At 66.9% G+C, this 20,594-nt stretch carries 19 protein-coding genes; 5 read left to right on the top strand and 14 right to left on the bottom strand.

Features of this window, described 5'->3' with window-relative positions; genetic code table 11:
• Positions 1-6: 6 nt before the first annotated feature.
• The 3 genes from DA1_RS04100 to DA1_RS04090 form a co-directional block, all read right to left on the bottom strand.
• Positions 7-1,050, bottom strand: a complete 1,044-nt coding sequence (locus DA1_RS04100; RefSeq protein WP_034390245.1) for a putative 2-aminoethylphosphonate ABC transporter substrate-binding protein — start codon at positions 1,048-1,050, stop codon at positions 7-9.
• Between the two features lie 162 nt (positions 1,051-1,212).
• On the bottom strand, positions 1,213-1,962 hold the full coding sequence (locus DA1_RS04095) for a GntR family transcriptional regulator (protein WP_012203211.1): 750 nt from the start codon (positions 1,960-1,962) through the stop codon (positions 1,213-1,215).
• Positions 1,963-1,972: 10 nt separating this feature from the next.
• Positions 1,973-3,424, bottom strand: a complete 1,452-nt coding sequence (locus DA1_RS04090) for an NCS1 family nucleobase:cation symporter-1 (RefSeq protein ID WP_034390243.1) — start codon at positions 3,422-3,424, stop codon at positions 1,973-1,975.
• Positions 3,425-3,633: 209 nt separating this feature from the next.
• Here DA1_RS04090 and DA1_RS04085 point away from each other — a divergent pair, with 209 nt between their 5' ends.
• The gene (locus tag DA1_RS04085; RefSeq protein ID WP_034398134.1) at positions 3,634-4,515 is read left to right on the top strand and encodes a LysR substrate-binding domain-containing protein; all 882 of its coding nucleotides are present in this window, start codon (positions 3,634-3,636) and stop codon (positions 4,513-4,515) included.
• 6 nt (positions 4,516-4,521) lie between these two features.
• Here DA1_RS04085 and rfbC read toward each other — a convergent pair whose 3' ends face one another.
• From rfbC to DA1_RS04035, 10 genes are all read right to left on the bottom strand, one after another.
• Positions 4,522-5,070, bottom strand: a complete 549-nt coding sequence (gene rfbC / locus DA1_RS04080; protein WP_034390240.1) for a dTDP-4-dehydrorhamnose 3,5-epimerase — start codon at positions 5,068-5,070, stop codon at positions 4,522-4,524.
• Positions 5,067-5,957: a glucose-1-phosphate thymidylyltransferase RfbA gene (gene rfbA / locus DA1_RS04075; protein WP_034390238.1), complete on the bottom strand. Its 891-nt coding sequence runs from the start codon at positions 5,955-5,957 to the stop codon at positions 5,067-5,069. The genes rfbC and rfbA overlap by 4 nt, the downstream gene beginning before the upstream one ends.
• A gap of 41 nt (positions 5,958-5,998) precedes the next feature.
• Positions 5,999-6,901, bottom strand: a complete 903-nt coding sequence (rfbD, locus tag DA1_RS04070; protein WP_034390236.1) for a dTDP-4-dehydrorhamnose reductase — start codon at positions 6,899-6,901, stop codon at positions 5,999-6,001.
• Positions 6,898-7,968 (bottom strand): dTDP-glucose 4,6-dehydratase, encoded by a 1,071-nt coding sequence (rfbB, locus tag DA1_RS04065; RefSeq protein ID WP_034390233.1) that lies wholly within the window; start codon positions 7,966-7,968, stop codon positions 6,898-6,900. Before rfbB ends, rfbD begins: the two co-directional genes overlap by 4 nt.
• A gap of 165 nt (positions 7,969-8,133) precedes the next feature.
• Entirely contained in the window at positions 8,134-9,357 is a 1,224-nt protein-coding gene (gene fabB / locus DA1_RS04060) for a beta-ketoacyl-ACP synthase I (RefSeq protein WP_034390230.1), read from the bottom strand.
• Positions 9,354-9,878: a bifunctional 3-hydroxydecanoyl-ACP dehydratase/trans-2-decenoyl-ACP isomerase gene (fabA, locus tag DA1_RS04055; RefSeq protein ID WP_012203203.1), complete on the bottom strand. Its 525-nt coding sequence runs from the start codon at positions 9,876-9,878 to the stop codon at positions 9,354-9,356. Before fabA ends, fabB begins: the two co-directional genes overlap by 4 nt.
• A 178-nt stretch (positions 9,879-10,056) precedes the next feature.
• On the bottom strand, positions 10,057-11,709 hold the full coding sequence (lnt, locus tag DA1_RS04050; protein WP_034390229.1) for an apolipoprotein N-acyltransferase: 1,653 nt from the start codon (positions 11,707-11,709) through the stop codon (positions 10,057-10,059).
• 73 nt (positions 11,710-11,782) lie between these two features.
• Positions 11,783-12,664, bottom strand: coding sequence for a CorC family transporter (locus DA1_RS04045; RefSeq protein WP_013804259.1), 882 nt, complete (start codon positions 12,662-12,664; stop codon positions 11,783-11,785).
• 106 nt (positions 12,665-12,770) lie between these two features.
• On the bottom strand, positions 12,771-13,496 hold the full coding sequence (locus DA1_RS04040; protein ID WP_013804260.1) for a GNAT family N-acetyltransferase: 726 nt from the start codon (positions 13,494-13,496) through the stop codon (positions 12,771-12,773).
• A gap of 137 nt (positions 13,497-13,633) precedes the next feature.
• Positions 13,634-14,116 (bottom strand): Lrp/AsnC family transcriptional regulator, encoded by a 483-nt coding sequence (locus tag DA1_RS04035; protein WP_012203199.1) that lies wholly within the window; start codon positions 14,114-14,116, stop codon positions 13,634-13,636.
• Between the two features lie 375 nt (positions 14,117-14,491).
• Here DA1_RS04035 and DA1_RS04030 point away from each other — a divergent pair, with 375 nt between their 5' ends.
• Positions 14,492-15,574 carry a Bug family tripartite tricarboxylate transporter substrate binding protein gene (locus DA1_RS04030; RefSeq protein WP_080736792.1) on the top strand — a complete coding sequence of 361 codons (1,083 nt, stop codon included), beginning with the start codon at positions 14,492-14,494 and terminating at the stop codon, positions 15,572-15,574.
• Between the two features lie 64 nt (positions 15,575-15,638).
• On the top strand, positions 15,639-16,529 hold the full coding sequence (gene phhA, locus DA1_RS04025) for a phenylalanine 4-monooxygenase (protein ID WP_034390226.1): 891 nt from the start codon (positions 15,639-15,641) through the stop codon (positions 16,527-16,529).
• Here the strand turns inward: phhA and DA1_RS04020 are convergent.
• A complete protein-coding gene (locus DA1_RS04020) occupies positions 16,478-17,476 on the bottom strand; it encodes an esterase/lipase family protein (protein ID WP_034390224.1) in 999 nt (332 codons plus the stop codon). The genes phhA and DA1_RS04020 overlap by 52 nt on opposite strands.
• 170 nt (positions 17,477-17,646) lie before the next feature.
• On the opposite strand from DA1_RS04020, the gene DA1_RS04015 reads away from it, so the two are divergent.
• Complete coding sequence (locus DA1_RS04015) at positions 17,647-19,347, top strand: AMP-binding protein (protein ID WP_034390222.1); 1,701 nt, start codon at positions 17,647-17,649, stop codon at positions 19,345-19,347.
• 85 nt (positions 19,348-19,432) lie between these two features.
• Positions 19,433-20,404: an MBL fold metallo-hydrolase gene (locus DA1_RS04010; RefSeq protein ID WP_034390219.1), complete on the top strand. Its 972-nt coding sequence runs from the start codon at positions 19,433-19,435 to the stop codon at positions 20,402-20,404.
• The last annotated feature ends 190 nt before the right edge of the window (positions 20,405-20,594 follow it).

The following is a 20,594-nucleotide window of genomic DNA, read 5'->3' as shown; positions in this document are numbered from 1 at the left end:
TCCGGCTTACTTTTTCTCTGCCTTGGCTTCGTAGCGGCGGCTCCACTCGGCCAGGATGCGGTCGCGGTTATCGGCGGCCCAGTTGAAATCGTTCTTCGCCAACCGCTTTTCCAGATCGGCGGGAATGAACTCCAGCTTCTCCTGCGCCTCGGGCAAGGCCAGCACGGCGAAGTTGGCGGCGTACAGCTTGTTGGCCTCTGGCGTGACGGCCCAGTCGGCCAGTGCCTTGGCGGCTTCCTGCTTCTTGCTGGTCTTGAGGATGGCCGTGGCCTCCACGTCCCAGCCCAGGCCTTCCTGCGGGAAGACGATGTCGATGGGCGCGCCGTCCTTCTTGGTCTTGCTGGCGCGGTACTCGAAGCTCAGGCCCACGGGAAACTCGCCGGCCCCCGCCTGGCGGCAGGGCTTGGAGCCGCTGTGCGTGTACACGCCCATGTTCTGGTGCAGGCCGTCCATGTAGGCCCAGCCCTTTTCCTCGCCCATGATCTGCAGCCAGGCCGCGACCATCAGGTAGCCCGTGCCGCTGGAGGCCGGGTGGGGCATGGTGATCGTGCCCTTGAACTCGGGCCTGACCAGGTCGGCCCAGCTGGCGGGCACCGGCAGCTTGCGCTTGCCGGCCTCCACGGTGTTGAAGCAGATGGCCGAGGACCACAGGTCCATGCCCACCCAGGTCGGCTGCGCGCGCGGATCGCGCATGTTGGCGCGCACCTTGTCCAGGCCCTTGGGCGCGTAGGGCTGCAGCATGCCCTGCTTGTCCAGCAGCATCAGCGAGGTGGCGGCCACGCCCCAGATCACGTCGGCCTGGGGATTGGCCTTCTCGGCCAGCAGGCGGGCCGTGATGATGCCCGTGCTGTCACGCACGAACTTGAGCTCGATCTCGGGATGGGTCTTCTCGAAGCCGCTCTTGTAGGCCTTGATCTGGTCGGCTTCCAGCGCGCTGTAGACCAGCAGTTCGGTCTTGGCCGCGTGGGCAAGGGTGGCGAAGGAGGCGACGGTCAGCGCCGCAGAGGCAATGGCGAGGCGGCGGCCCAGGGAGGCAAGGGTGTGGCGCATGGCGTGGCAGTTCCGTTGTGGGTTCGTGGACAGGTGGCAGGTTCACCACCTCTGACACCCACTTTAGGAAGCGCAGGTGAAACGCCCGTGTCACACAACGGAAATTTGGCGAAGCGGGTATTGGCGGATTTGGGTGCCCCACCCATCGCCCACCCCGTCTCGTCAGCCGCGCGGCTTGCCCCTGCCTGTGCGCGTTGCCTGGGCCGCCTGGGCCGCCTGGGGCTGCAGCGCATCCAGCAGCCGGTCCTGCAGGCGCGCGCGGTGGGCAAGGTTCTCATCCAGCCGCGCGGCCAGCGCGTCGATGTGCTCGCGCATCAGTTGCTCGGCGCGCGCCATGTCGCCGGCCGCCAGCGCATCGACGATGGCCTCGTGGTCGGCATTGGAGTGCTGTGCCTCGGTCTGCGACTGGTACAGCGCAGACACCAGGGTGGTGCGCGCCGACAGGTCGGCCATCATGGCCGTGAGAAAGCGGTTGCCCATCTGCTCGGCCAGGCAGACGTGGAAGTCGGCCAGCAGCACGCTGCGCTGGCCGGCGTTGTCGGCCTCGGCGATGGCGCCGCGCTCCTGCGCCACATGCTCGCGCAGCGTGCGTATGGCCGCCTGCAGCGGCCGGCCCGCGTCGCGCAGCATGCCGGACTCCAGCACGCGGCGCGCGGCATAGGTTTCCTGCGCTTCCTCGAACGAGGGCTCGACCACGTACCAGCCCTGGCGCGAGCGCACCTCGACGAAGCCGCGCGCCTGCAGCTGCATCAGCGCCTCGCGCACCATGGTGCGGCTCACGCCGAAGACCTCGGCCAGTTCCTTTTCGCCCAGGCGTTCGCCAGGGCGCAGCTTGCGCTCGACGATGGAGCGCATGACACGCTCGGCGATCAAGGCCGGCCCGGTGGCCGGCGCATCCTGCGGCTCGGACATGGCGGCCTCCTCAGGCCGCGGCCGGAATGCGGCGCGGGCGCAGCGTGGCCATCACCCAGTACACGCTGCCGCCGATCAGCACGCCGAAGAACCAGCCGTAGGTGCCCCACCAGACCGGCAGCAGGCTGGTGAAGTTGGGCAGGATGGTGGAGAACACGCTGCCGATGCCGGTGGCGATGAGCGCGTTGACGTTCCAGCCGCCCTCATAGCGGTACTCGCCATGCTCGTCATACAGCGCGGCCACGTTGATGTTGCCCTTGGCCACCAGGTAGTAGTCCACCAGGATGATGCCCAGCAGCGGCCCCATGGTGGCGCCGATGGCGTTCACGAAGTGGGCAGCGCCGCCCTCCCATGGTGCAAAGGGGTAGAGAGCCAGGGCGATCAGTGCGGCGATGTATCCGCCGCGCTTGAAGTCGATGCGCTTGGGAAACACGTTGGAAATATCGAAGGCCGCCGAGACGAAGTTGGCCACCACGTTGATGCCCAGCGTGGCCACGGCAAAGGTGACGGCCGCCAGCAGGGCCAGCACCCAGCTGTCGAACTTGGCCGAGATCTGCTCGGGGTGCAGCAGCACCTCGCCATAGACCTTGAAGGCCGAAATCGTGGTGATGCCGGCCACCAGCGAGAACGCGATCAGGTTCACGGGCAGGCCCCAGAGGTTGCCCTTGGCGACCGCCTCCTTGTTCTTCGCATAGCGCGAGAAGTCGCAGAAGTTCAGATACAGCGCCGCAAAGTAGGTGATCCAGGTCGCGCCCACGGCCATCAGCGCCCAGAAGCTGCCCGGCGCGCCGCTCACCCCCGCATCCTTGGTCTTGTCCAGCAGCACATCCATGGGAATGCCGTGGTCGAAGCTGAAGCCGCCGGCCTTCACGCACAGGCCGATGGCCAGCACCAGCATGGCGATCCACACGGCAGGCCCGGCCCAGTCCTGGAATCGCCGCACGGTCTCCATGCCCCTTTGGATGATCAGCAGCTGCAAGGCCCAGATGACCACGTAGCAGATCACCTCCAGCCCCGAATGGCCCAGCCAGTGCGTGGTCTGGTGGAAGGACAGCAGGGCTTCATTGCGCACCAGCAGCGCCACCATGGCGCCCGAGGCGGCCGCCGTCTGCGCGCCATACCAGAAGCAGGCCACGACGGCGCGCACAAGCGCCGCCAGATTCGCGCCCCAGACCCCGAACGAGGCGCGCGCCAGCACCGGATAGGGCACGCCGGTCTTCTCGCCCGCATAGCCCACCAGGTTCATCAGAAAAAAGATGACCAGGGAGCTGATGCCGATGGCGATCAGAAAATTGACGAAGCTGCCGCACAGCAGAAACAGGCTGGCCGCCAGGTAGTAGCCCCAGAGGCTGTGCACGTCCGAAGTCCAGACGTTGAAGATGCTGAAGGCGCCCCAGCGGCGGTCCCTGGTGGGCGCCAGATCTTCGTTGTAGAGACCTGGCGAGGGGTTGCTGATGTCCATTGATGCGCTCCTTGACCACGAGTAATCACTGACACAAGACCAGCCGAAACCCATGATCAGCTGGCACACAAACTGGCACGCAAACTGGTATGCAAGAAGTGTGCCTTCGGGCGCAGGAGTTTTTTCCCGGGACATACCCGGCCACCGCAGGCCTTCAGGCTGCGGCGACATGGTGAAATATGGAGCCGCCCCCTCCCTCCAGCCCCGCCATGTTCGTCACGCAGCTCAAGTCCTTTTTCTGGGTCGCCCGTCTTGGCAGCATTACGCAAGCCGCGCGCCAGCTCGCACTGAGCCAGCCCACCGTGACCACCCAGATCCGCGCGCTGGAAGAGCACTACGGCGTGGAGCTGTTCCATCGCCAGGGCGGACGGCTGTCCATCACCGATGCCGGCTTGCGCCTGCTGCCCCAGGTCGAGCAATTGCTGCTGCAGACCATCCAGCTGGAGTCGGCGCTGCGCCATTCGGGCGATGCCAGCCAGGGCCAGCTGCGCATAGGCGCGACGGCGCCCTACTACGTGCTGGACATCGTCAAGCGCTACCAGCGGCGCTTCGAGCGGGTGGAAGTGGCCATCGTGGGCGGCAACTCGCGCCAGATGGTGCAGGCGCTGGTGGACTACCAGGTGGACCTGGCGACCTCGTCACACCTGGAGAGCGATCCGCGCCTGCTGCGCGTGGAGCTGGGCCAGGACCCGCTGGCCCTGCTGGTGCACCGCAGCCACCGGCTGGCGCAGCGCACCATGGTGCAGGCATCCGATCTGGTGCACGACACGCTGATCCTGCGCGAGCGCGGCTCCATGACGCGCCAGCTCACCGAACAGATGCTGGCCGCCGCCGGCCTGGCACCGCGCCACATCATGGAAATCGCCAGCCGCGAAGCCATCCGCGAGGCCGTGATCCGCGACATGGGCATCAGCGTCTTCGCCCGGCATGAAGCCTCTGCCCACCCCGACATCGTCGTCCTGCCCTTCGCAGGCCCCGTGCCGCGCCTGCCCGAGTACCTGTACTGCCTGCGCGAACGCCGCCAGGCCCGGCTGATCGCCGGCTTTCTGGAGGAAGCCGTGCCGGGCGGGGTGCTGCCGGACCAGATGTGAACCGGCTCAGGCCAGCTCGGCATCCGCCAGCAGCGGCTGCTTGAGATCCTTGTCCGACAGCGACAGCTCCACATCGAGCTGCGGCCACTGCACACCGATGGCCGGGTCGTCCCAGGCAATGCCGCGATCGGCCTGGGGCGCGTAGAAGGCCGTGGCCTTGTAGAGGAAGTCGGCGCTGTCGCTGAGCACCACGAAGCCGTGGGCAAAGCCTGGGGGCACCCACAGCTGGCGGTGGTTGTCTTCCGTCAGTTCGGTTCCCACCCATTGGCCGAAGGTGGGCGAGCCCTTGCGGATGTCCACGGCCACGTCGAACACGGCGCCGCGCACCACGCGCACGAGCTTGCCCTGGGCATGGGGCGGCAGCTGGTAGTGCAGGCCGCGCAGCACGCCTTTCTTGCTGCGGCTGTGGTTGTCCTGCACGAACTGGTGGTCCGTGCCCGTGGCCTGGTTGAAGGCCTGCTGGTTGAAGCTTTCCAGGAAGAAGCCGCGATCGTCGCCAAAGACCTTGGGCTCGATCAGCATCACCTCGGGAATGGCCAGGGGTGTTGCCTTCATGCGTGCGCCTTTTCCTTGAGGATCTGCAGCAGGTACTGGCCGTAGCCATTCTTGGCCAAGGCCTGGCCCAGTGCCTCCAGCTGTGCCTGATCTATCCAGCCCTGGCGAAAGGCGATCTCCTCGGGGCAGGAAACCTTCAGGCCCTGGCGCTGCTGCAAGGTGGCGATGAACTGGCCGGCTTCCAGCAGGCTGTCGTGCGTGCCCGTGTCCAGCCAGGCATAGCCACGGCCCATGAGCTCCACATTGAGCTGGCCCTTGTCCAGGTACAGGCGGTTGAGGTCGGTGATTTCCAGCTCGCCGCGCGCCGAGGGCTTGATGGACTTGGCCAGCTCAACGACCTGGTTGTCGTAGAAATACAGGCCCGTGACCGCGTAGTTGCTCCTGGGCTGCCTGGGTTTTTCCTCCAGGGAAAGAACCCGGCCCTGGGCATCGAACTCGGCCACGCCATAGCGTTCCGGGTCCTGCACATGGTAGGCAAACACCGTGGCGCCTTCGCTGCGCTGGTCGGCACGCTCGAGCAGCTTGGCAAAGTCGTGACCGTAGTAGATGTTGTCGCCCAGCACCAGGGCGCTGGGTGCACCTGCCAGGAAATCCTCGGCAATCAGAAAGGCCTGTGCCAGGCCGTCCGGGCTGGGCTGGACTGCATATTCGAGCTTCAGGCCCCACTGCGAACCATCGCCCAGCAACTGCTCGAAGCGCGGCGTGTCCTGCGGCGTGCTGATCACGAGGATCTCGCGGATGCCCGCGAGCATGAGGGCGCTCAGCGGGTAGTAGATCATCGGCTTGTCGTAGACCGGCAGCAGTTGCTTGCTGATGGCCAGCGTGGCCGGGTGCAGGCGGGTGCCGGAGCCGCCCGCGAGGATGATGCCTTTGCGTGTCTGGTTCATGTCCTGGATCCTGGGGTTCTTACTGGAGCGCGCAGCCGCGCTCAGATGATTTCCTGCAGCATGCGGTCCACGCCGGCTTGCCAGTGCAGCAGGCGCAGGCCGAAGGTCTGCTGCAGCCGGTCGGTGTTCAGCCGGGAATTGTGCGGACGCTGCGCCGGGGTGGGAAAGGCGCTGGTGGGCACGGCAGCTATGCGCTGCACCTTCCAGGGGCGTTCGGGCGCGAGTTCGCGCGCCTTGGCGATCACATGGCTGGCGTAGGCGTGCCAGGTGGTCTCGCCACCGGCCACCAGGTGGTACAGGCCCTGGTCGCCGGGTTGGCGCTGCAGCTGGCGAATGGCATGGGCCGTGACGTCGGCGATGAGGTCCGCGCCCGTCGGTGCGCCCCATTGGTCGTCGATCACGCTCAGCGCCTCGCGCTCCTGGGCCAGGCGCAGCATGGTCTTGGCGAAGTTGCCACCGCGCGCCGCATAGACCCAACTGGTGCGAAAGATCAGGTGGCGGCAGCCCGAAGCCTGGATCAGTTGCTCGCCTTCGAGCTTGCTGCTGCCATAGACGGACAGCGGCGCCGTGGCCTCGGTCTCCGTACGCGCGGCGCTGCCGCTGCCGTCGAAGACGTAGTCCGTGCTGTAGTGCACCAGCAGCGCACCGGTCTGCGCCGCCTCGCGGGCCAGCACCTGGGGTGCCAGCGCGTTGAGCAGCCGCGCCTGGTCAGGCTCGCTTTCGGCCTTGTCCACGGCCGTGTGGGCCGCGGCATTGACGATGACATCGGGGCGCAGAGCGCGCACGGTGCGTGCAAGCTCATCGAGGCGCGAGAGATCGCCGCACAGGCCCTGGCCACCGGCGCCGCCCTGGCGGTCCAGCGCAATCAGTTCGCCCAGTGGAGCCAGGCTGCGCTGCAGCTCCCAGCCCACCTGGCCATTGCGGCCCAGCAGCAGCAGCTTCATGCGCCGGCTCCCTCCGTGTACTGGCGGCTGACCCATTCGCGGTAGGCGCCGGACTGCACATCGGCCACCCATTCGGGGTTGTCCAGGTACCACTGCACGGTCTTGCGGATGCCGGTCTCGAAGGTCTCGGCAGGCTTCCAGCCCAGTTCACGCTCGAGCTTGCGCGCGTCGATGGCATAGCGCCGGTCATGGCCGGGCCGGTCCTTCACATAGGTGATCTGTGCGCTGTAGCTGGTGCCATCGGCCTTGGGGCGCAGCTCGTCGAGCAGCGCGCAGACCGTGTTCACGATCTCGACGTTGGGCTTCTCGTTCCAGCCGCCCACGTTGTAGGTGTCGCCCAGCCTGCCGGCCTCCAGCACGCGGCGGATGGCGCTGCAGTGGTCGCGCACATAGAGCCAGTCGCGCACCTGCATGCCGTCGCCATAGATGGGCAGCGGCTTGCCGGCCAGGGCGTTGACGATCATCAGCGGGATCAGCTTCTCGGGGAAGTGCAGCGGGCCGTAGTTGTTGCTGCAGTTGGTCGTCAGCACGGGCAGGCCGTAGGTGTGGTGCCAGGCGCGCACCAGGTGGTCGCTGGCGGCCTTGCTGGCCGAGTACGGGCTGTTGGGCTCGTAGAGGTGGTCTTCGGTGAAGGCCGGTGCCGCAGGCGCCAGGCTGCCGTAGACCTCGTCAGTGGAGACATGCAGGAAGCGGAAGGCCGCCTTGGCCTCGGCATCCAGCGCGCTCCAGTAGCCGCGCACGGCTTCGAGCAGGCGGAAGGTGCCGACCACGTTGGTCTGAATGAAGTCCTCGGGGCCATGGATGGAGCGGTCCACATGGCTCTCGGCCGCGAAGTTGACCACGGCGCGCGGCCTGTGCTCGGCCAGCAGGCGGGCCAGGGTCTGGCCGTCGCCGATGTCGGCCTGCACGAACACATGGCGCGCATCGCCTTGCAGGCTCTCCAGGCTTTTGAGGTTGCCGGCGTAGGTGAGCTTGTCCACGTTGAGTACCGGCTCATCGCCGGCAGCCAGCCAGTCCAGCACGAAATTGGCACCGATGAAGCCGGCGCCGCCTGTGACAAGAATCATGGTTCAACCTTGCAAAAATTTCATTGTTCTTGGGGCGAGGATTCTGCAGCAGCATGGGGTGCAGCCTCCCGCCCGGCCTGGGCATTGTCGGCGCTCGCCAGTAAAAAAGCCCGCAGGAGGCGGGCTTTTTCCTTCAGGACACGCCTTTTACACACCAGGGCGTGTTCACTGGCCCTGCCAGCGGCGCAGCACCAGCGAGGCGTTCGTGCCGCCAAAGCCGAAGCTGTTGGACAGCACGGTGTTCAGTCGGGCATCGCGCGTGCGGGTGACCAGGGGCATGTCGCCCAGTGCCGGATCGGGCGTGTCCACGTTGACCGAGCCTGCGATGAAGCCCTTGTTCATCATGATCATGCAGTAGATGGCTTCCTGCACGCCGGTCGCGCCCAGCGAGTGGCCGGTCAGCGACTTGGTGGAGGAGAACGGCGGCACCTGGTCGCCGAACAGCGCGCGCATGGCGCGCACTTCCTGCATGTCGCCCACAGGCGTGGAGGTGCCGTGGGTGTTGATGTAGTCCACGCCGCCTTCGATGCCTTCAAGGGCCTGCTGCATGCAGGCGATGGCTCCGTCGCCCGATGGCGCGACCATGTCCTCGCCATCGCTGGTGGCGCCAAAGCCCACGACTTCGGCCAGGATGTTCGCACCCCGGGCCTGGGCGTGCTCCAGGCTTTCCAGAACCACGGCACCGCCGCCGCCTGCGATCACGAAACCGTCGCGGTTGGCGTCATAGGCGCGCGAAGCCTTTTCGGGCTGGTCGTTGTGCTTGCTGGACATGGCACCCATGCCGTCGAACAGCAGGGCCATGCCCCAGGACAGCTCTTCGCCGCCACCGGCAAACATCACGTCCTGCATGCCCCAGGCAATCTGCTGTGCCGCAGCACCGATGCAGTGCGCCGAGGTGGAACAGGCCGAGGTGATGGAGTAGTTGATGCCCTTGACCTTGAAATTGGTCGCCAGGCAGGCGGACACCGTGGAGCTCATGCAGCGCGTGACCTGGTAGGGACCGACGCGGCGAATGCCCTTCTCGCGCAATGTGTCAGCCGCCTCGATCTGGTTGGCCGGCGAGCCGCCGCCCGAGCCCATGATCAGGCCCGTGCGCGGATGGCTGACCTGCTCGGGAGCCAGGCCGGCCTGGGCGATGGCATCTTCCAGCGCGATCTGCGCATAGGCTGCCGCATCGCCCATGAAGCGCAGCTGCTTGCGATCGATCCGTGCCTCGACGTCGATCTCCGGCACACCGGCCACCTGGCTGCGCATGCCCAGTTCGGTGAACTTCGGCATGGCCTTGATGCCCGTGCGGCCCTCGCGCAGCGAGGTCTCCACGGTATCGAGGTCGTTGCCGATGCACGAGACAATGCCCGCGCCGGTGATGACTACGCGACGTTTGGTCATGCTGCCGTTCCCTGGCCTTCACCCTCGCGCAGGAACAGACCCACGCGCAGGTCATTGGCCACGTAGATTTCCTTGCCATCGGCCAGCAGGCGTGCATCGCCGATGGCCATGTTGAGCTTGCGCTTGATCACGCGCTTGATGTTGATTTCGTAGGTCACCAGCTTGACGTCAGGACCCACTTCGCCCGTGAACTTGACCTCACCGGCGCCCAGGGCGCGGCCGCGGCCGGGAAGGCGCAGCCAGGTCAGGTAAAAGCCGATCAACTGCCACATGGCGTCCAGGCCCAGGCAGCCGGGCATGACGGGATCGCCCCGGAAATGGCAATCGAAGAACCAGAGATCAGGCTTGATGTCGAGCTCGGCGACGATCTTGCCCAGGCCGTGGGCGCCACCATCGGTGTCGATGTGCGTGATGCGGTCGAACATCAACATGGGAGGCAGGGGAAGACGTCCGCTGTCTGCGGAAAACAGCTTGCCTTCGCCCGAAGCGATCAGTTGCTCATACGAAAAAGAATCGGCCATTGTCTAACTTGCTCCACGGCGGCACTGACGCCACCTCTATCTCTGAATGGGTGCGGCCCGCAGCGGACCATGCAGCCGCGCATTATCGGGGTTGAACGTTGCCAGACTGCAACAAAACCCCGAGGCCGCATCAAAACTCTGCCACAAAAGCCACGCCGACCCAGGTCGCGGGCCTTGGCTACAGGCCCTGGACCGGCCGCTTGCGGCGCCTGATCCACGCCACCGCCAGCACCGCCAAGGCAGCCAGGCACAGCGGCACCAGACCTGCCGCGTGTACCCAGCGTGCGAATGGCGTCAAGGCCTCGCGCCCCTGCACGCTGGCCTGCAGCACGGCGCGCTCGTAAGGCACCAGCGCCTGCGTGACCACACCCCGGTGGTCGATGGCAACCGTGGCGCCGGTGTTGGTGGCGCGCAGCATGGGGCGCTCGAATTCCAGCGCGCGCATGCGGCTGATGGCCAGATGCTGGTCGATGGCCACGCTGTCGCCAAACCATCCGATGTTGCTGAAATTCACCAGCACCGTCGGCGCCGTCGCCGCGTTGCCAAAATGCGCACCCAGCTCCTCGCCAAACAAATCCTCGTAGCAGATGTTGGGCGACAGACGCTCGCCGGCCCAGGCCATGGAGGGCTGGCCCAGCGCGCCGCGGTTGAAGTCGCCCAGCGGTATGTTCATCATCTGCGTGAACCAGCGGAACAGCGGCGGGATGAACTCCCCGAAGGGCACCAGATGGTGCTTGTCGTATTGGTAGTCCTGGATCTGGCCGGGCTGCCAGCCCACGACCGAGTTCGTGTAGCCGGTCTCTTCCGACCCCAGGGGAATTCCCAGCAGCGCAGCCTGCCGGCCGTCCTTCTTCAGATACGGTTCGCGCAGCAGGTCCAGGTATTCCTCGGGCAGTTGCTGGGGCAGCAGGGGAACGGCCGTCTCAGGCGCCACGACCAGTTGCGCGGTGGCCGCGCGCAGCTCGCGCCCGTACCAGCCCAGCGCCAGCGGAATGCCGCTGCCGGCCTCGAACTTCTCATCCTGCGGGATATTGCCCTGCAGCAAGGCCACGCTCAGCGCCGGCCGTTCGGCCGACGGTGCATTGATGGCGGCATCGCGAAGCCACCACAGCCCGCCCCAGGCCAGGACCAGTGCCGCTGCAGTGGCCACCAGGCGGACGGGCCGGAGACGCTGTCTGTCCAGCAAGGCAGCCAGCCCATACGACAGCCCATATGCCAGCCAGGCCGCCACGGCGCCCGTGCCATAGACGCCAATCCAGCGCGGCAGCACGGACAAGGGGCCTTCCACATGGGCATAACCGCCCGCGCCCCAGGGAAAGCCGGTCCACAGCCAGCCACGCGCCAGCTCGGCCAGCAGCCAGACGGCGGAAAACAGCAGCGCGCCACCCGCCGCACCAGCAGGGCGCAGCCTTTGCCAACCCCAGGCGGCCACCGCGTAGTAGCTGCCCAGAAACGCCGCAAGCGCCAGTACGGCGGCAACGGCCAGCGGCGCAGGCAGGCCGCCATAGACATGCATGGAGATGAACAACCACCAGAAGGTGGCCACCAGCCAGGCCGTGGCGAACAGCATGGCACGCCCTGCCGCCTGGGCCGGACGCTGCGCCGTCTGCAGGGCGCGCGCCAGCACGGCCAGCGACAGAATCTGCAGCCACCACAGCGGGCGGCCATAGCCGCCGATGAGGCTCAGCGGCCCGTCACCTTGCCCGCGCGCCCAGGGCCAGGCCAGTGACAGGGCCTGCGCCGCACCGGCCACAAGCAGCAGCACCCCATGGGCGAACCGGCCCATGCGCCGGCCGTCTTGCGAGAAAGCGGAAGAACTGGACAGGGGCATCGGCCGGTTGTGCGCAAAAAGAGGTAGGTCTCGGGTGAGAGAGGTCCAGCCAAGGGCAGGTTCAGCCGCAGCCTCAGCTGCGCAGCAGGCTGTCGGCGGCGGGATCGCGCACCACCTTGAACCAGCGCACGGCGCCGCCCTTGGTGTGCAGCACGGTGAATTCCAGGCCCGCCAGATGGATCTGCTCGCCGCGCTTGGGCACATGGCCCATTTCGTGGGCGATCAGGCCGCCGATGGTGTCGAACTCATCGTCGGGATCGCGGGCATGCAGGGCGACCTCGAAGGTCTCGTTGACATGCTCGATGGTGGTGTCGCCCGCCACGCGGTAGCTGTTGTCGGCCAGGGCGAAGATGTCGCCCTCGTCCTCGGGGATGTCGAACTCGTCCTCGATCTCGCCGACGATTTCCTCCAGCACGTCCTCGATGGTCACAAGGCCCGCCACGCGGCCGAACTCGTCGATGACCACGGCGAGGTGGTTGCGGTTGCCCCGGAACTCGCGCAGCAGATCGTTCAGGCCCTTGCTCTCCGGCACGAAGGCGGCGGGGCGCAGCAGGGCGCGGATGTTCAGGTCCGGCGAACGCTGCAGCTTGAGCAGGTCCTTGGCCAGCAGGATGCCGATGATGTTCTCGCGCTCGCCCTGGTAGACCGGGAAGCGCGAATGGGCCGTGGTGATGACCTGGTGCAGCAATTCATCGAACGGCGCGTCGATGTTGACCAGGTCCATGCGAGGGGCTGCGACCATGACGTCGCCGGCCGTCATGTCGGCCATGCGGATCACGCGTTCGAGCATGACGCGCGACTCGGGGCCGATGACCTGATTGTCCTCGGCGTCGGCCAGGGTCTCGATCAGCTCGTCGGGAGAGTCGGGGGCCGGGTGAATGAACTCGGCCACCTTTTGCAGGAAGCTTCGCTTGCTTTCCTTCTCGGAAGAGCGCGCAGGATGGGGGTCGGACACTGTCTTGGAGTGCAGGACGTGCGGTAGTGAAACAAGCTGCAAGGATAGCGGATTGCTCCGTCACCCCTGCATGCGCTGCGCCAAATCCCCTTGCGGCGTTTTGCGCTTATTCGCCGGCCTGGTGGCGGCCATCCTGCACGCCACGGCGGATTTCCTGCACGTCGGCCAGGAAATCCCAGAACTGCTTGGCCTGCTTCTTGAACTGGTAGTCCACCTCGCCGATGTGCTCGGTCATCAGAGACGCCATGTGCGTGTCGATGCCGGCGGGCGGCAGTTGCAGGTAGGCCTCGGATTCGGAGCCGTCGCGCTTGATGGTGGCGCCGGCCTTGCGCGCAATCCTGAGCATGGCCGTGTTCTCCGACAGCGCGTGGATGAACATCATGGACACGCCCTTGGTGCGTGCATGGATCACGGCGCGGTTGAACAGGCGCCCGCCATAGCCACGGCCACGTGCCTGCTTGAGCACGGAGACGCCGAATTCGGCGCAGCTCTTGTGCTCGGGATGCGAGGCAAAGGCCAGGTGCGCCATGGCGATCAGTTCGAGACGGCGGTTGTAGATGCCGAAGATGTCATCGCGCTCGAAGTCGAGCTGCATGGCATAGCGGCGGACCTGCTCGTCGCTGGCGGCATAGCCGAAGCGCAGGTAGCGGTCACCTTCATCGAGCTTGAGCAAATGCGCCACCACGCGCTCGCGGTGGGACGGGCCCAGCGAGCGAATGGGCACCATGGACGCGGAGCGCCCATCGGGACGGTGCGGCTGGCCTGCGCTCGCACGCAACATGTCCCGGCCGGCCTGCCAGGACGCCTTCAACCAGTCTTTGGATGCATTCATGGCTCAAATATAGGTAAAAACCCGATGTCGAGCAACGGAGATATTGCAATGCAACAAAACCGTAAGGTTTTGGCATGCAAACCAATTTTCCCTCCCTGCACCTATCGACGGCCAGGCCCCTGTCCGAGCCTTCGTGGCTACAGAGGCACCGCCGTGGTCACCTTCACCCGGTCCATCACGAAGCTGGTCTTGCAGTCCTGCACGCTGGGGTGCTTGAGCAAGGTGTCCATGACGAAGCGCGTGTAGTGCTGCATATCGGCCACGACCACGCGCATCAGGTAGTCCATTTCGCCGGTCAGTGACACGCATTCCACCACCTCGGGCCAAGTCTGCACGCTGGCGCGGAACACGTCCATGGGGTTGCGCTTGCTGGTCTCGGTGTACTTTTCCAGGCGCACGTTGAGATAGGCGGTCAGCCCCAGGCCCACCGTCTCGGGCTGGACCAGGGCCACGTAGCGATCGATCACACCGCCGTCTTCCAGGCGCTTGACCCGGCGCAGCACGGCGCTGGGAGAGAGGCCGACCTGCTCCCCGATGACGTCATAGGTTTCCCGGCCGTTGGCCTGCAGACGGCGCAAAATGGCCCGATCCAGTTTGTCGATGTTGTGCGTGGCGCTCATGGCGGTGGACTCGTAAATAAGTACGGATTTCTTCAGGGTTAACCCGAATTAACCAGTTAAATTGCGATAAACGAAAGAATTCCGCAATTTTCATGCATTTCGCATTTTCCCTCCACGGGCAAACGGCAAAAAGCTGAAGCCCCTCCCGCCTACAGTGACAGCACCGATCGAGAAGACGCAGGCGCCGGCCATGGCGCCCGTCCGACTGTCCTGCATTGAACTGGCCGGAGATCCCCATGAATGCCCCGCTGAACCAGGCTGCCGCCCAGGCCTGCGCGCAAACAGTCAAGCGCCAACGGGACATGCCTCGTCCACGCCTTCCGGCCTGCCCACGCTGCCTATACTGCGGGGATCGCCTCCATTTCGCTTCACGCCATGACGCCCCGCCACGACGCCAACCGCGCCATGTCACGCCATGCCCGAGCGCCTGCGCCAGCCGGCCCGCAGCTGTCGGCCCGGTTGGCGCGGCGCAGCCTGCTGGCAGCACTGGCCGCCCTGCCCTGGCTGCCTGCGGCGGCGCAGGCCCAGCAGCCCTCCGCCGCCCAGGCGCGCGATGCGAAGTCCGACTCCCTGACCCTGATCGTTCCCTATGCGGCCGGCGGCCCGCTGGACCGCACGGCACGGCCGCTGGTGGAGGCCAGCACCGCGAAGCTGGGAGCCATCCAAATCCTCTATGTGCCGGGCGACGGCGGCGCCAAGGGCTCCAACATGGTGGCCCAGGCCACGGCCCAGGACCGCTTGCTGCTGATGGGCGCGGCCGCCACCCATGCCGTGCTGCCCTGGCTGCAGCCCCAGCTGGGCTACGACCCGCTGCGCGACTTCCAGCCGCTGGTGCTGGTGGCGCGCATGCCCAATGTGCTGGTCATGCGCAGCGATCTGGCACGCCAGTGGCGCATACGCACGCCGCTGGACCTGCAGCGCTTTCTTGCCAAGCACCGCCAGCCGCTGCGCTATGCCTCGGGCGGGCCGGGCAGCAGCGGCCACCTGTCGGGCGAGATGTACCAGATGCTCACGCGGCTGCCGCTGCTGCACCTGCCCTTCGGCGGCACGCAGCCGGCACTGTCGGCCCTGCTCGACGGCTCGGCCGACCTGCTGTTCGACAGCCTGGCGTCTTCGCTGCCGCATATCCGCGCAGGGCGACTGCAGGCCCTGGCCGTGACCACGCTGGAGCGCGCGCCCCTGCTGCCCGAGGTGCCCAGCCTCAACGACACGGTGCAGGGCTTCAACATGGCCAACTGGTTCGGCCTGTTTGCGCCGGCCAGCTGGCCCGCGGAACAGGCGCAGCGCCATGCCGCCGCGTTCTCGCAGGCCATGCGCAGCCGCCCGGTGCAGGACACCCTGTCCGCCATGGGCGTGCTGCCCGAAGAACTGCAACTGCAGGAGTTCGCGCGCTTTGTGCGCTCCGAGCACAGCAAATACGGCCTGCTGGTACAGGCCGCCCGAATCCGCCAGCTCTGAGCCGCGCAGGTGCCTTGCCTGCCCCCGGCCCGGGGCGGCAATGACAAGATCCTTGGAGAGCACCATGATGAGCACCGCAGCGACCCCCACCTCGTCCCACGCCCACGCCCCCGGTGTGGCACCCGTGGTCTACGGCCAGGCCGACCGCCCCCCGCGCGGCGACTACAGCCGCGCCAGCGACGACTACACCTGCGCGCAGGACTACGACGCCTACACCGAGGCCGACCACGACACCTACCGGCGCCTGTACGAGCGCCAGTCCGCCCTGCTGCCGGGCCTGGCAAGCCAGCACTTCATCGACGCCCTGCCCTCGCTGGGCGCCAAGGACCGCATTCCGCGCTTCGAGGAAGTCAACGAGCGCCTGCGCCGCGCCACGGGCTGGGAGATCGTCGGCGTGCCCGGGCTGATTCCCGAGGTGCCCTTCTTCTCGCTGCTGGCCAACCGCAAATTCCCGGTCACGGACTGGATCCGCAAGCCCGAGGAGTTCGAGTACATCGTCGAGCCCGATGTCTTCCACGACCTCTTCGGCCATGTGCCGCTGCTGTTCAACCCCGTCATCGCCGACTACATCCAGGCCTACGGCCAGGGCGGGCTCAAGGCGGCCGAGCTGGGTGCCTGCGAGATGCTGTCGCGCCTGTACTGGTACACCATCGAGTTCGGCCTGATCCGCGAGCAGGGCGGCCTGCGCGCCTATGGCGCGGGCATTCTCAGTTCATCGGGCGAACTCAACTACTCGGTGCGCAGCCCCGAGCCGCAGCGCCTGCCGCTGTCGCTGGAGCGCGCCATGCGCACGCTCTACAAGATCGACAGCTACCAGCACACCTACTTCGTGATCGACAACCTGCAGCAGCTGTTCGACCTCACGGCCGCCGATTTCGAGCCGCTGTACCGCCAGCTGCGCGATCAGCCCACCGTCGCGGCAGATGCGCTGCTGCCGGGCGAGGTCGCTCTGTAGGAATCGGCGCTGCAGGAATCTGCAGCCTGAAGCCGCTCGCGCAGCGCCAGGCAAAAGCGCCAGACGCGCTCGTCGAACACCAGCTGCACATGGGCTACATCGTCCAGGCGGTGCGCATCCTGCCCCGGCAGCGTGGCCACGGGCGATGGAAAGACGATGTTGTCGCAGCAGCTCCACCAGCAGCTGAAGGACACGTCCGAGGGCGGCGGCCCCAGGCGCTGCAACCAGGGGCTGTCCGTGCGCATCTGCAGCGCCGGCAGGCCATGGGCGAAGCGCGCCATCCAGGTGCCACGGTGCGGGGTAGCCAGCGTCACCACATGGGCCGCCAGTTGCGGGCGCTCCTGCACCGACAGTTGCCCCAGCCAGGCCCGCACCACCAGGCCGCCCATGCTATGCGCCACGATCAGCGGAGCGCGCCCGGTGGCCTGGGCCATGCGGCGCGCGCAGACATCAAGGTCGGCCACCATGGCGTCGATGGATGCGCCATGCGCCGGCTCCAGCGTCATGGCCGCGCAGGCAATGCCGCCGTCCTTGAGCCGCCGCAGCCAGGGCGCCCAGACCGCGCGGTTGCAAAAGAATCCGTGGACCAGCACCACGCCCACCTGGCCCATCGCACCCACTTGGCCGGTGGTGCCGCCCTCAGGCCAGCCATTGGCCTCGGCACGGGCGCGAAACGGCAGCTGCCAGCCAAACACCTGCACGGCCAACCGCCACTCGGCCAGCCAGGCTGCCGCCACCGTGCGCCATGACGGAACGGGCGCGCCCGCCTTGCGCACCACGCGGCGCATCAGCAGCATCTGCAGGCCCAGGTGCAGGCCCGGCCAGCACAGGCCCAGCAGCGCCCCCGCCAGCGCCAGCCCGGGTGAACGCGGCCACCACCATGCCAGCCAGGCCGCGGCGCCCGCCAGCGTGCCCAGCGCCACCATTTGCAGAATGCGTGCGTTCACGGCAGCCCGTCCCCAATGAAAAAAGAAGCCAACGTAGCACAGGCCCTAGGACAACCCCGTGTAGACCGCAAAGCACCCGCCTGACCAGAATCGGCCGCAGCGGTGGCCGGCCGACCGGCGCCTGCAACTTCGCTGTCCCCCTGTCTTCCCAGCAACCCAAGGTACCCTGCATGGACGCTGCGCCCTGGCTCAAGAACTATCCCGCCGATGTGCCTCACGAGGTGCATCCCGAGCAATACCGCTCGCTCACACACCTGCTGGAGGAGGCCTTCACCCAGCATGCGGACCTGCCCTTCTCGGTCTGCATGGACCGCTGGATGAGCTACCGCGAGCTGGACCAGCTGTCCACCCGCCTGGGCGCCTGGCTGCAGGGACTGGGCCTGGAGCCCGATGCGCGCGTGGCCATCATGCTGCCCAATGTGCCGCAGTTCGCCGTCAGCATGGCGGCCGTGCTGCGCGCCGGCTACACCTGCGTCAACGTCAATCCGCTGTACACCCCGCGCGAGCTGGAGCACCAGCTCAAGGACTCGGGCGCCACGGCCATCATCATCCTGGAGAACTTCGCCCACACCCTGGCCGACGTGATCGAGCGCAGCGCCATACGCCATGTCTGCGTCACGGCCATGGGCGATCTGCTGGGCGGCATGTACGGCAGCTGGATCACCTTCGCCGTGCGCCACCTGGCCAAGATGGTGCCGGCCTACAGCCTGCCGCTGGACGGCGCGGGCGGCACAGTGCGCGAGGTCACGACCTTCTCCCAGGCGCTGGCGCGCGGCGCCCAGAAAGAGCTGCGGCCCAGCCAGGCGGGGCTGGATTCGGTGGCCTTTCTCCAGTACACGGGCGGCACCACGGGCCTGTCCAAGGGCGCCGTGCTCACCCACCGCTGCATCGTGGCCGCCACGCTGCAGGCCCATGCCTGGTTCACGCCCGCGCTGCATGGCCGCGTGAAGGCCCAGGACACGCACATCATCGCGGCGCTGCCGCTGTATCACATCTTCGCGCTCACGGTGAGCCTGTTTGCCATGCGCATGGGCGCCAGCCTGAGCCTGATCCCCAATCCGCGCGACATCCCCAAGTTCGTCAAGGTGCTGCAAAAACGGCCCTTCCACATCCTGCCGGCCGTCAACACCCTGTTCAACGCCCTGCTCAACAACGCCCAGTTCCGCGAGCTGGACTTCTCGCAACTGCGCGTGTCGCAGGCCGGGGGCATGGCCGCCAGCGAGGGCACGGCGCGCCAGTGGCAACAGGTCACGGGCAGCGTGATGATCGAAGGCTGGGGCATGAGCGAGACCTGCGCCATCGGCACCAACAACCCCGTCATCACCACCTCCTTCAGCGGCACCATCGGCCTGCCGCTGCCGGGCATCTCCATCGCCATCAAGGACGACGAAGGCCGCGACCTGCCCATGGGAGAGGCCGGCGAGCTGTGCATCAAGGGCCCCAACGTCATGCGCGGCTACTACAACCAGCCCGATGAAACCGCCAAGGCCTTCACGGCCGACGGCTACATGCGCACCGGCGACATCGGCGTGATGGACCAGGAGGGCTTCACCCGCATCATCGACCGCAAGAAGGACATGATGGTGGTCAGCGGCTTCAACGTCTATCCGAACGAGCTGGAGAACGTGATCTCCATGTGCCCCGGCGTGCTCGAATGCGCAGCCGTGGGCGTGGCCGACGAGCGCCAGGGCGAGGCCATCAAGGTCTACGTGGTGCGCAGCGACCCGGCACTGACCGAGGACCAGGTGATGCGCTTTTGCCATGACCAGCTCACCGGCTACAAGCGCCCGCGCACGGTGGAGTTCCGCGACGAACTGCCCAAGACCAACGTAGGCAAGATCCTCAGGCGCGCCCTACGCGATCCCGCCTGAAACCCGCACGGCCGCAGCTGTAGCCCACGCGTCAGCCGTGGCTGCCTGCGGCTGTTAGCCTCGGGCAAAAGCCGCCCACCTCCTCATGACAACTTCCGCCCCAACCAGCGACAGCGCCGCGCTGCCCCCCGGCATGACCGTGCTGGAGCGCGGCTGGCTGTCGGCCAACAACATCGTATTCGCCGCCGATGCCGATGTCCCTGTAGACGACCCGCAGGACGACGGCGCTGCCGTGGTCGATACCGGCTACGTCAGCCATGCCGGGCAGACCGTGCTGCTGGTCGAGCAGACGCTGGCCGGCCAACCGCTGGCACGCATCCTCAACACCCATCTGCACAGCGATCACTGCGGCGGCAATGCTGCCTTGCAGGCGCACTGGCCGCAGGCCAGAACCTACGCCGCACCGGGCCAGGCCGCCTTCGTGCGCGACTGGAACCCGGCTGCACTGAGCTACACGCCCACCGGCCAGGAATGCCCGCAATTTGCGCTGACCGGCGTGCTGCAGCCCGGCACCAGCGTGCGGCTGTCGGGACGCGACTGGCAGATCCATGCCGCGCCCGGGCACGATCCGCACTCCATCATCCTGTTCGAGCCCGCCAGCCGCACCCTGATCTCGGCCGACGCGCTCTGGGAAAACGGCTTCGGCGTGGTCTTCCCCGAGATCGAGGGCCTGAGCGCCTTCGACGAGGTGGCCGCCACGCTCGACGTGATCGAAGGCCTGGCACCGCTCACCATCGTCCCCGGCCACGGCGGCGTTTTCACCGGCGTGGCCGCCGCGCTGGACACGGCGCGCCGCCGCCTGGACGGCTTTGTGCGCGCCCCCGAGCGCCACGCGCTCTACGCGGCCAAGGTGCTGCTCAAGTACCGGCTGCTGGACTGGCAGCGCATACGCACCACCGATCTGCTGGCCTGGCTGGCCGCCACGCCCTACTTCGGCATGCTGCATGCGCGGTATTTCGCAGCCGGCTCCGCCCACGACTGGGGCCGCACGCTGGTGGACGCACTCGTGCATTCCGGCGCGGCGCGGCGTGAGGAGGAATGGATCCTCAATGCCTGAATGTCGCCAAACCGCCCAATAGACAAAAAGAAAATTAAGACCTTTCCTATAGTTTTTGCAAATCACAATGACTAGCATTTGTGTATCAGCAAAGGCATCCGGCCATCCACGGCCACCCCTGCAGGCTTCTCGCCCACGCTGATCAGGAGCAAGCTCCAGGTCTGCCAAGCGACGCTCCGCGTCCAGCCGC

The sequence above is a fragment of the Delftia acidovorans NBRC 14950 genome (assembly GCF_001598795.1).
Taxonomy (GTDB): Bacteria; Pseudomonadota; Gammaproteobacteria; order Burkholderiales; family Burkholderiaceae_C; genus Comamonas; species Comamonas acidovorans.
This window is presented reverse-complemented; position numbering and strand designations above follow the sequence as displayed.

Excerpts from the sequence above, each read along its gene's own strand:
- DA1_RS04100 (WP_034390245.1), bottom strand. The coding sequence starts at position 1,050 with ATGCGCCACACCCTTGCCTCCCTGGGCCGCCGCCTCGCCATTGCCTCT.
- DA1_RS04095 (WP_012203211.1), bottom strand. The coding sequence starts at position 1,962 with ATGTCCGAGCCGCAGGATGCGCCGGCCACCGGGCCGGCCTTGATCGCC.
- DA1_RS04090 (WP_034390243.1), bottom strand. The coding sequence starts at position 3,424 with ATGGACATCAGCAACCCCTCGCCAGGTCTCTACAACGAAGATCTGGCG.
- DA1_RS04085 (WP_034398134.1), top strand. The coding sequence starts at position 3,634 with ATGTTCGTCACGCAGCTCAAGTCCTTTTTCTGGGTCGCCCGTCTTGGC.
- rfbC (WP_034390240.1), bottom strand. The coding sequence starts at position 5,070 with ATGAAGGCAACACCCCTGGCCATTCCCGAGGTGATGCTGATCGAGCCC.
- rfbA (WP_034390238.1), bottom strand. The coding sequence starts at position 5,957 with ATGAACCAGACACGCAAAGGCATCATCCTCGCGGGCGGCTCCGGCACC.
- rfbD (WP_034390236.1), bottom strand. The coding sequence starts at position 6,901 with ATGAAGCTGCTGCTGCTGGGCCGCAATGGCCAGGTGGGCTGGGAGCTG.
- rfbB (WP_034390233.1), bottom strand. The coding sequence starts at position 7,968 with ATGATTCTTGTCACAGGCGGCGCCGGCTTCATCGGTGCCAATTTCGTG.
- fabB (WP_034390230.1), bottom strand. The coding sequence starts at position 9,357 with ATGACCAAACGTCGCGTAGTCATCACCGGCGCGGGCATTGTCTCGTGC.
- fabA (WP_012203203.1), bottom strand. The coding sequence starts at position 9,878 with ATGGCCGATTCTTTTTCGTATGAGCAACTGATCGCTTCGGGCGAAGGC.
- lnt (WP_034390229.1), bottom strand. The coding sequence starts at position 11,709 with ATGCCCCTGTCCAGTTCTTCCGCTTTCTCGCAAGACGGCCGGCGCATG.
- DA1_RS04040 (WP_013804260.1), bottom strand. The coding sequence starts at position 13,496 with ATGAATGCATCCAAAGACTGGTTGAAGGCGTCCTGGCAGGCCGGCCGG.
- DA1_RS04035 (WP_012203199.1), bottom strand. The coding sequence starts at position 14,116 with ATGAGCGCCACGCACAACATCGACAAACTGGATCGGGCCATTTTGCGC.
- DA1_RS04030 (WP_080736792.1), top strand. The coding sequence starts at position 14,492 with ATGACGCCCCGCCACGACGCCAACCGCGCCATGTCACGCCATGCCCGA.
- phhA (WP_034390226.1), top strand. The coding sequence starts at position 15,639 with ATGATGAGCACCGCAGCGACCCCCACCTCGTCCCACGCCCACGCCCCC.
- DA1_RS04015 (WP_034390222.1), top strand. The coding sequence starts at position 17,647 with ATGGACGCTGCGCCCTGGCTCAAGAACTATCCCGCCGATGTGCCTCAC.
- DA1_RS04010 (WP_034390219.1), top strand. The coding sequence starts at position 19,433 with ATGACAACTTCCGCCCCAACCAGCGACAGCGCCGCGCTGCCCCCCGGC.